This window comes from Eubacterium sp. CAG:156, assembly GCF_000434315.1.
GTDB classification, from domain to species: domain Bacteria; phylum Bacillota; class Clostridia; order Lachnospirales; family Lachnospiraceae; genus Eubacterium_U; species Eubacterium_U album.
The window spans coordinates 61,405-69,832 of the sequence record NZ_FR878151.1; the positions used below are offsets into that span (position 1 = coordinate 61,405).

The window sequence follows — 8,428 nt, forward strand, 5'->3', positions numbered from 1 at the left end:
TTTTTATATTGGAGTTTTTCAACAATTACTTATATCACAACTTTTTCTAAATAATTATCACTTATTTTTGTTCCAGTTTTTTGACAAATTTTTCAACTCTGTCTAATGCAGTTTTTAGGTTATCAATAGAATATGCATAAGATATTCTTAAATATCCTTCCCCACATTTTCCAAATGCATCGCCTGGAACTACAGCAACCTTTTCTTCCTGTAATAATCTGGTTGCGAATTCTTCTGATGTCATTCCAAATTTCTTAATGCTCGGGAATACATAAAATGCTCCATAAGGTTCAAAACATTCAAGGCCCATTTCTCTAAGTCTGTAAACAACAAATCTTCTTCTTTCATTATATGACTCACACATTCTTTCGACATCTCTGTCACCATTTTTCAAAGCTTCAACTGCTGCATACTGACTTACTGTCGGTGCACACATAATTGCAAATTGATGTAGTTTAATCATCTGCTCCATAATAACGTGCGGTGCACACGCATAGCCTAATCTCCATCCTGTCATAGCATAAGCCTTTGAAAATCCGTTTATGAGAACTGTTCTTTCTTTCATCCCTGGTATACATGCGATTGAAATATGCTTTTCTTTATATGAAAGTTCTGAATAAATTTCATCTGATAATACATATATATCTTTTTCAATGCAAACCTGAGCAATCTCTTCTAATTCATGCTTATCAAGAGTTGCTCCTGTTGGATTATTTGGAAATGGTAATACAAGCAATTTTGTTTTGTCTGTTATATGTTCTAGCAACAATTCTTTTGTTAATTTAAATTCGTCCTCTTCTTTTAAATCAATTGTTACAGGCACGCCATACGCTAACTGAACGCAAGGGACATATGATACAAAGCACGGTTGTGGAACTAACACCTCATCTCCCGGATTAATCATAGCTCTTATCGCTATGTCTATAGCCTCACTTCCACCTACTGTAACTACCACTTCTTTAGCAGGATCATATTGTAATCCTAATTTTCTATCAAGATAATTGCAAATTTCATTCCTCAAATCCATGAGTCCCGCATTAGATGTGTAAAATGTTCTTCCTTTTTCTAAGCTATAAATTCCTTCTTCACGAATATGCCATGGAGTGTCAAAATCCGGTTCTCCAACGCCAAGTGAAATAGCATCCTTCATTTCACTAACGATATCAAAAAACTTTCTTATTCCTGATGGTTGCATATTCATTGCTACATTTGATATTGGATTCTTCATTATGGCGTCACTAACATCCTTTCATCTTTATGTTCTTCCATCATTGTCACACCGTAATCTTTGTATTTTTTCAATACAAAATGTGTTGCTGTATTTAACACTTCATCTAAAGTAGATAATTTACTTGTAACAAACTGAGCAATTTCTTTCATTGTCTTTTCTTCTAATATTACTGTAAAATCAAATCCACCTGACATAAGATATACTGATTTTACTTCATCAAATTTACTGATTCTCTCAGCAATTTTATCAAACCCAATTCCTCTTTGCGGTGTTACCTTAACTTCTATAAGCGCTGATACTCTTTCATCATTTGTATTATCCCAGTTTATCAAAGTATAGTAACCTCTTATAATCCCCTCTTTTTCCATCTGTGCTATTTCATTTGCCACTTCAGTTTCTGTCTTTCCAACTAAAATAGCAATCTCTTTAATATCTATTCTGCTATTTTTTTCTAATAACCGAAGAATTTCTTCTCTCATATTCTACCTCTCCTTTTAGAATAACTTATATATTTCATCGCCTCTTTGAGGTTCCAGAAATCTTGTTTCATCTCCATTTATCAATACTCTGTTTTTATCGGATGTTATTATTCCTATAACGCTTGCGTTAATTCCTTTTTCTTCTAAAACATCTACAAGCCTTTCCCCATTATTTGTTACTATCAATAAAGAACCTGTACCATCAAGCATATAAGGATTAATATCAAATACTTCTGATACTTCAATTGTTTCCTGCCATACCGGAATCTTTTGTAATTCAATTTTCACTCCAAGACCACTTGCAGATGTAAGTTCCCATACTCCTGCAAAAACTCCTCCTGTAGAAATGTCATGTAAAGCAACCTCTCCGCATTCCAAGGCTATACGTGATTCGTCTTCAATTGAAATATAATTTATAATATCTTTACATTTATCAACATATGTATTTATGAATTTTTCTTTTAAAATATCCGTCTTAGCATTAGATATAAGTCCCGTTCCACCAACTGCTATGGATTTTGTCATAACAATCTGTTGTCCGGGCTTAACATCCTTCAAACAATTTACATTGTAGCACTTACTACCCATTATAGTAAACATAATTATAGGTTGATTTACATTAGCAGAAACAGTAGTATGACCGCCTGAAATCTGCACATTGTATTTGCCAAATACTTCATCAAGCTTTCTCATTAATTTGCCAAGCTGCTTTTCTTCATATTCTAATGGTAATGCAATTGAAACTTCTGCCGCAAGTGGAATTCCACCCTGCACATATATATTATTCATTCCCTTTGCTACATTAAACTCTATGCATCCGTCAAACCATGTTTCTATACAATTAGAAGACATTACAACCGTAACGTCTTCTAATTGTATTTCACAGGCGTCATTACTTAAATCTGCTCCTCTAATCACTTTAGCATTTCTGTTTTTTATATTTTTTAAAACAGAACGTTTTAAAGCGATTTCAGAAATCTTTCCTCTGCGCATAAGCCACCGCCTATCATATATATTATTTTATTCTTCTGACTTCTTTGTTTCTTTAGCCTTAGCTGACGTTGTCTTTTCAGCCTTTTCATTTTTCTTTGTTGTTTCTTCTTTGTTATCTGAATCTGAGTCAGAATCATCTTTTTTATCTGTCGTTTCTTCTCCCTTTTTGTCTTCTTTCTTCGTTCCTTTTACAACTTTCTTTGGAGTCATTGCATAAGTGCTTGTGTGTAACAATTCCTTATCAACTTCTTCTCCATTCTCATATGTAACTTTCCAAAGCTTAGCAACATATCCCACATGACCATTTTCAGTTACTGATTCATAACTTGTAGGTTTTGAAGAATCCTTTGTAACCTTTGTTCCGATTGGTATTTCCTTAACTGTCTCACTTACATATTTTACTGAGCGACTACTGTCTCTTGTATCATGGCCATAAACTTTAAAAGTCAATGTTCCACCTGCATTATATACAGACTGAATGTAAATAGGTGCATCCGTATTATTTTCAAATACTAAGTCTTTATAATCTCCTGCTAAAGCTGCATCCGCTGCCAATGGCACATAAGCTACTGACATTGAATGAGAATATCTTTCTACAACTTTAATTTCTGCTTCAAGCAATGCATTGTATAGTGTACTTGATACCTGACAAATACCACCGCCATAACTGTCTGCTACACCACCATCAACATATGTTCCTGCAGGATACCATCCATTTTCAGCTGTCCATGGTGCCAAATGTTCATTTAATGAATACTGCTCTCCCGGATATAAAAGAATTCCGTCTAATACTTCAGCTCCATGTTTAATATTGTTATTTCTATTATCATATGAAGTTCCTACAGAAAATGAAGTATAGTAACTTCCCATAGGTGTAGAAGAAACTTTCTTTAAATCTTCTGATGTATATTTAGGTTTAGACACCTTTGTTTCTGCTGTATATAAAATATCTGATTTGTTATCCCATTCCTTTGTTATGTAATCATATAAACCTGATACTGTTACATCATAATCAATAACGACACCATCCTGCTCAGGTATAACTTCAAACCCTGAAGAAGTAAGTTTTAAAGACGCATTCTTTGCTTCAACATTATAGCTGTCGCAAATTTTCTTTAAATTGTCTTTCATATTTTTTTCTTCAATTCCAAATTCAAGTTTGAGCTCAATTCCTTTATTTTTCAAATCAAGTCCGTCTTTATATCTCTTTATAACATTTCCTGATTTTCCAACTCCGACTGCTTCTTCAATTACTGACTTGTTTGTCCATTTATATCCTAAGTCACTTAAATTAGTTTTTACCTCTGTACCATTTACATCAATCTTAACCGGCACATTTGTTTTTTCTTTTACATAAGCTTTTACCTTAGTATTTGCTTCTTCTTCTGTCAAATCGCTTACGTCTATACTTTCAATTCTTACTCCACTTTTGATTACATCTTTATCTTTTGAATTTTTAGAAGATGCAGCTCCAAATGCAAATACTGACATTCCAAGTACAGCTGCAACTACTGTTATAACAGCAACGCTCTTCTTTATACTTTTCACTTGTTTTCCTCCTCTTAATCTGTATTGCCCCTCCCTTTGGTCGGCGGCTACTCGTCGAAAACATTTATAGAAAAATGAAATTCATTCATTTTGTTTTCTCTTCTATATTTACGGCATAACAGAAAATACTGTTGTCACTACCATTGCAAGTACAACTACTGCAATTATTACACCTGAAATGATTCTCTGGTTTTTCTTCTTATTGAACATATCAAAAAAATTCATGTCAATTCTCCTTTATATACTTTTATAATTTGTAGAAATTTTTAATTTGCATATTTGCTCAGGTTGCATATGTTATCACTATTTTCTTAACTTTAGCAATGCAAATTCTTATAAATTCCATAATAGTTTTGCTTATAAACCTATATTATCACAGTATAACACAACACTATTTGTTCTCAAAGCCAAAAATTCTTCCCTTTTTGCTTATAATTTTGTCTATTTTTTTAGATGCTTCATTTTTGCTCAGTTTGTCGTATTCAATTTGCTCTTCTATACCATGATATGCCATTAAATCTTTTAAATATTTTATTTGTTTTGCCGTGGCAGGCTGTATTTTTTTTATTTTACACACAAGCGGCTGTGGTTCAAATACTTCCTTGTACTCTGCACCAAATTTGCCACACAAAATATTATATAATTCAACCGTAACTGCAGCATCATTAAATGCACGATGATGATTTTCGTCAAGAATTCCAAAATATCTGCACAAATAATCCAGCGCCTTACTTTCTAATTCAGGCATAGTTTTTCTTGCAATCTTTAACGTATCAATTCCCCTTTTTTCCAATTTATAATTGTACGCCATGGCATTGCATTTTAGGAAACTATAATCAAACATTATATTATGCCCCATTATCACATCACCCTCTGCAAAGTCAATAAAGTCCTTAAGCACAATAGCTATCGTATCCTGCCCCTTTACCATATCATTTGTTATTCCTGTAAGATTAGTTATGTAATAAGGGATATTACATTCAGGGTCTATAAGACGTGAGAATGTGTCAACTATCTTTCCATCTTTAACCTTTACAGCACCTATTTCGATTATTTTATTTTCCATTGGTTTACATCCCGTGGTTTCAATATCCACACAGACATATTCATTAGTCATTATTCTCTCCAAACCTTTCAACTAAATTTGTAACATCAATTGTGTTTGCTTCGCTGTTTAACGCGTTTCTGTCTTTATAGTCAAATAAAATATATTTCGGATTTGACTGTGCTTCATAAATTCTTTCAAACACTTCTATATGAGTCATTTTTGCAATCTGCTTGCTATCATAATCCCTGTACGCAGGAATTACTTCATATATTTTCTCATTTCTGTAAATACTTTGCTTTTCCTTCTTAAAGTTATTAATATCTTTTGCAAATAACGGTCTTGTTTTTATATTCTCACGCAAATATACATCTAATGTTAATAATTCGTCAAACTTATTAATATCTATCGGTCTATTTTCTTCTTTTATTAATAATTCTGCAAATTTTCTTAACAATATATATCTTGCAATTCGCGAATGTTTTTCACCATTCATGCTGTTTGCTTTATAAAACGTGCCTAGCTCTTCATAAAATTCAAATGGAGTTTCAAACATTTTTTCTAAATACATAACTGAATTAGAAAATTGAAAACTATTATAGTATATTTCAACTACTTCTTCCACTTCCTTTAATTTAAGCACATCCTCATATGAAATCCATTTTGTCTCTAAAACCTCATACGGTGGATATGACAAGTACTTTATTCCATATTCCCCGCTCATAAGTTTCATATTTGAACCATAAAGTACTTTAAGAAATCCTAACTGCAACTGGTCAGGTTTCATCGCATAAACCTGATTAAAGGAATTTGCAAATGAATCATAATCTTCATAAGGCAATCCCGCAATCAAATCAAGATGTTGATGTACATTTCCAAATGATTTAATCTTAGCAACTTTTTCTCTTATTTTGTCTAAATTTGTCTTTCTGTTTATTGCTGAAATAGTCATCTCATTTACAGACTGCACTCCAATTTCTAACTGGATTAGTCCTGGACGCATATCTTTAATAATTTCTATTTCCTCATCTGTCATCAAATCTGCTGCAACTTCGAAATGAAAATTCGTTATTCCATTGTCATGTTCTTTTATAAACTTCCATATCTCTATTGCATGGTCTTTCTTGCAGTTAAATGTTCTGTCTACGAATTTTACCTGTGCGACTTTATTATCTATAAAGAACTTCAATTCTTCTTTTACTAAAGATAAATTTCTAAATCTTAATTTTTTATCTATCGATGAGAGGCAATAACTACAGGAAAATGGGCATCCACGGCTCGTCTCATAATACATTATTTTATTTTCAAACTGTTTTAAATCTTTGTACACAAATGGAATATCCGACATATCGAGCGGGCTTTCCAATTCATTTTCAATAATTTCACCGCTCGCACTTCTATAAACCATTCCCTTTATATTGGAAAGATTTGGTATCGGTCTATTCTCCTCTGACACAGCCGTAACAAAATTTGCAAATATTTTTTCTCCCTCTCCGCGCATAATTCCTTCTACTTCATTATTTTGTAAAAGAAATTCTTTAGCATTATACGAGACCTCAGGACCTCCCATATAAATCGGTACATTAGGCGCAACCTTTTTCATATTTTCAATTACATGCTTTGTCATTTGCAAATTCCATATATAACATGAAAATGCTAAAATATCAGCCTTTCTTTCATATAAATTTCTAAGTACTTCGTCCTCTGTCTGATTTATTGTATATTCTGCAATTTCTATTTCTATATTTTCATTTTTTGCATATTTTTCTGCATAAGCTTTCAGGCTGTAAACTGCTAAATTTGAATGTATATATTTTGCATTTATTGCTACTAAAACTATATTCATTTTATTTCCTCTTTTAGATTATTATTTTTTTAATACTGTAGAATTTTTAATCTCATTATTCTGACTGTGTAAAATTTAATATTATACGTTATGTATTCACAATCACTCCCAATATTTACATATTTTTATTTTATTCTCAATAGTGATTGTACACCAAAACAATTTATTATGTATAAATTATTTTAAAAAGGTATTGCATAAAAATATTTTCATTGTTAAATTCAAAAAGAATTTTAAATTTTATTGGAGATAGTTATGAATATTAATGAATACAATTTAGTTTGGAATGATGAATTTGATTACGAAGGAAAATTAGATTCTAAAAAATGGAATTATGAAACCGGAAACTTTCAGTGGCCAAATCGCGAGCTTCAGGCCTATACTGACAGACTTGATAATGTTTTTGTGAAAGATGGTCATTTAACAATACGTTCTTTAAAGCAAAAGGATGGCGACCGTGAATACACATCAGGAAAAGTCAACACTTTAAATAAAGGAATGTGGACATATGGTTATTTTGAATTTCGTGCCAAAGTGCCAAGAGGTGTCGGCTCATGGCCTGCAATATGGATGATGCCATATATTAAGCCTCATAAATTACCTGACGGAATTCCTACAAGACCTGATGGCCGCCCAGATTTCTTTAACATGAGCAAGGAGCAACGAGCTATTTTGCCTCCTATTCCTGAAAATGATCATTGGCCAAACTGTGGCGAAATTGATATTTTAGAACATATTGGAAGGTTAAAAAAGCATTTATTGTTCAGCCTTCATTCTAAAAATCACAATCATACACGTAAGGATGGCATTCAGTACACAACAAATGTAACTTTTGACGTTGATTTTTCAGATGATTTTCATGTCTATGCAATGGAATGGACTAAAGATTATATCGAATATTTCGTTGATGGCAAAAGCTACTGTCGTTACAACAAAGCTGATGACACAGACCAAAGCCATGATTCATGGCCGTTTGACAAGCCTTTTTATCTCATATTAAATACTGCTGTCGGCGGTGGGCTTGGCGGACCTGTAGATGATTCTAATATTCCTTTTGAATTTATTATTGATTATGTAAGAGTTTATCAGAAAAAATAATATAGCAACATCAAAAGAGCCCACATCAGCGATGATGTGGGTTCTTTTGATTAAGTATATTTAATATATTTCTTTTAAGAAATTCTACAAGCATTTTTAGGCATAACAAAAGCGGGTGATGGGAATCGAACCCACGTATCTAGCTTGGAAGGCTAGTGTTCTACCATTGAACTACACCCGCGGAGTGC

General features: G+C 32.5%; 7 protein-coding genes and 1 tRNA gene. 1 reads left to right on the top strand and 7 read right to left on the bottom strand.

Features of this window, described 5'->3' with window-relative positions; all coding sequences use genetic code 11:
- Positions 1 to 61: 61 nt before the first annotated feature.
- From ABMA45_RS04465 to ABMA45_RS04490, 6 genes are all read right to left on the bottom strand, one after another.
- Positions 62 to 1,228 carry an aminotransferase class I/II-fold pyridoxal phosphate-dependent enzyme gene (locus ABMA45_RS04465; RefSeq protein ID WP_022088685.1) on the bottom strand — a complete coding sequence of 389 codons (1,167 nt, stop codon included), beginning with the start codon at positions 1,226 to 1,228 and terminating at the stop codon, positions 62 to 64.
- A complete protein-coding gene (locus tag ABMA45_RS04470; RefSeq protein ID WP_022088686.1) occupies positions 1,228 to 1,710 on the bottom strand; it encodes an Lrp/AsnC family transcriptional regulator in 483 nt (160 codons plus the stop codon). Before ABMA45_RS04470 ends, ABMA45_RS04465 begins: the two co-directional genes overlap by 1 nt.
- Positions 1,711 to 1,725: 15 nt before the next feature.
- Positions 1,726 to 2,703, bottom strand: coding sequence for an AIR synthase-related protein (locus tag ABMA45_RS04475; RefSeq protein ID WP_022088687.1), 978 nt, complete (start codon positions 2,701 to 2,703; stop codon positions 1,726 to 1,728).
- Between the two features lie 27 nt (positions 2,704 to 2,730).
- The gene (locus ABMA45_RS04480; RefSeq protein WP_022088688.1) at positions 2,731 to 4,251 is read right to left on the bottom strand and encodes a VanW family protein; all 1,521 of its coding nucleotides are present in this window, start codon (positions 4,249 to 4,251) and stop codon (positions 2,731 to 2,733) included.
- A gap of 391 nt (positions 4,252 to 4,642) precedes the next feature.
- The gene (locus tag ABMA45_RS04485) at positions 4,643 to 5,368 is read right to left on the bottom strand and encodes a 3'-5' exonuclease (protein WP_022088690.1); all 726 of its coding nucleotides are present in this window, start codon (positions 5,366 to 5,368) and stop codon (positions 4,643 to 4,645) included.
- The gene (locus tag ABMA45_RS04490) at positions 5,361 to 7,142 is read right to left on the bottom strand and encodes a B12-binding domain-containing radical SAM protein (protein WP_022088691.1); all 1,782 of its coding nucleotides are present in this window, start codon (positions 7,140 to 7,142) and stop codon (positions 5,361 to 5,363) included. Before ABMA45_RS04490 ends, ABMA45_RS04485 begins: the two co-directional genes overlap by 8 nt.
- A 255-nt stretch (positions 7,143 to 7,397) precedes the next feature.
- On the opposite strand from ABMA45_RS04490, the gene ABMA45_RS04495 reads away from it, so the two are divergent.
- Positions 7,398 to 8,240: a glycoside hydrolase family 16 protein gene (locus ABMA45_RS04495; RefSeq protein WP_022088692.1), complete on the top strand. Its 843-nt coding sequence runs from the start codon at positions 7,398 to 7,400 to the stop codon at positions 8,238 to 8,240.
- A 110-nt stretch (positions 8,241 to 8,350) separates the two neighbouring features.
- On the opposite strand, the gene ABMA45_RS04500 is transcribed toward ABMA45_RS04495, so the two are convergent.
- Positions 8,351 to 8,421: transfer RNA gene (locus tag ABMA45_RS04500), tRNA-Gly, on the bottom strand.
- Positions 8,422 to 8,428 lie beyond the last annotated feature (7 nt).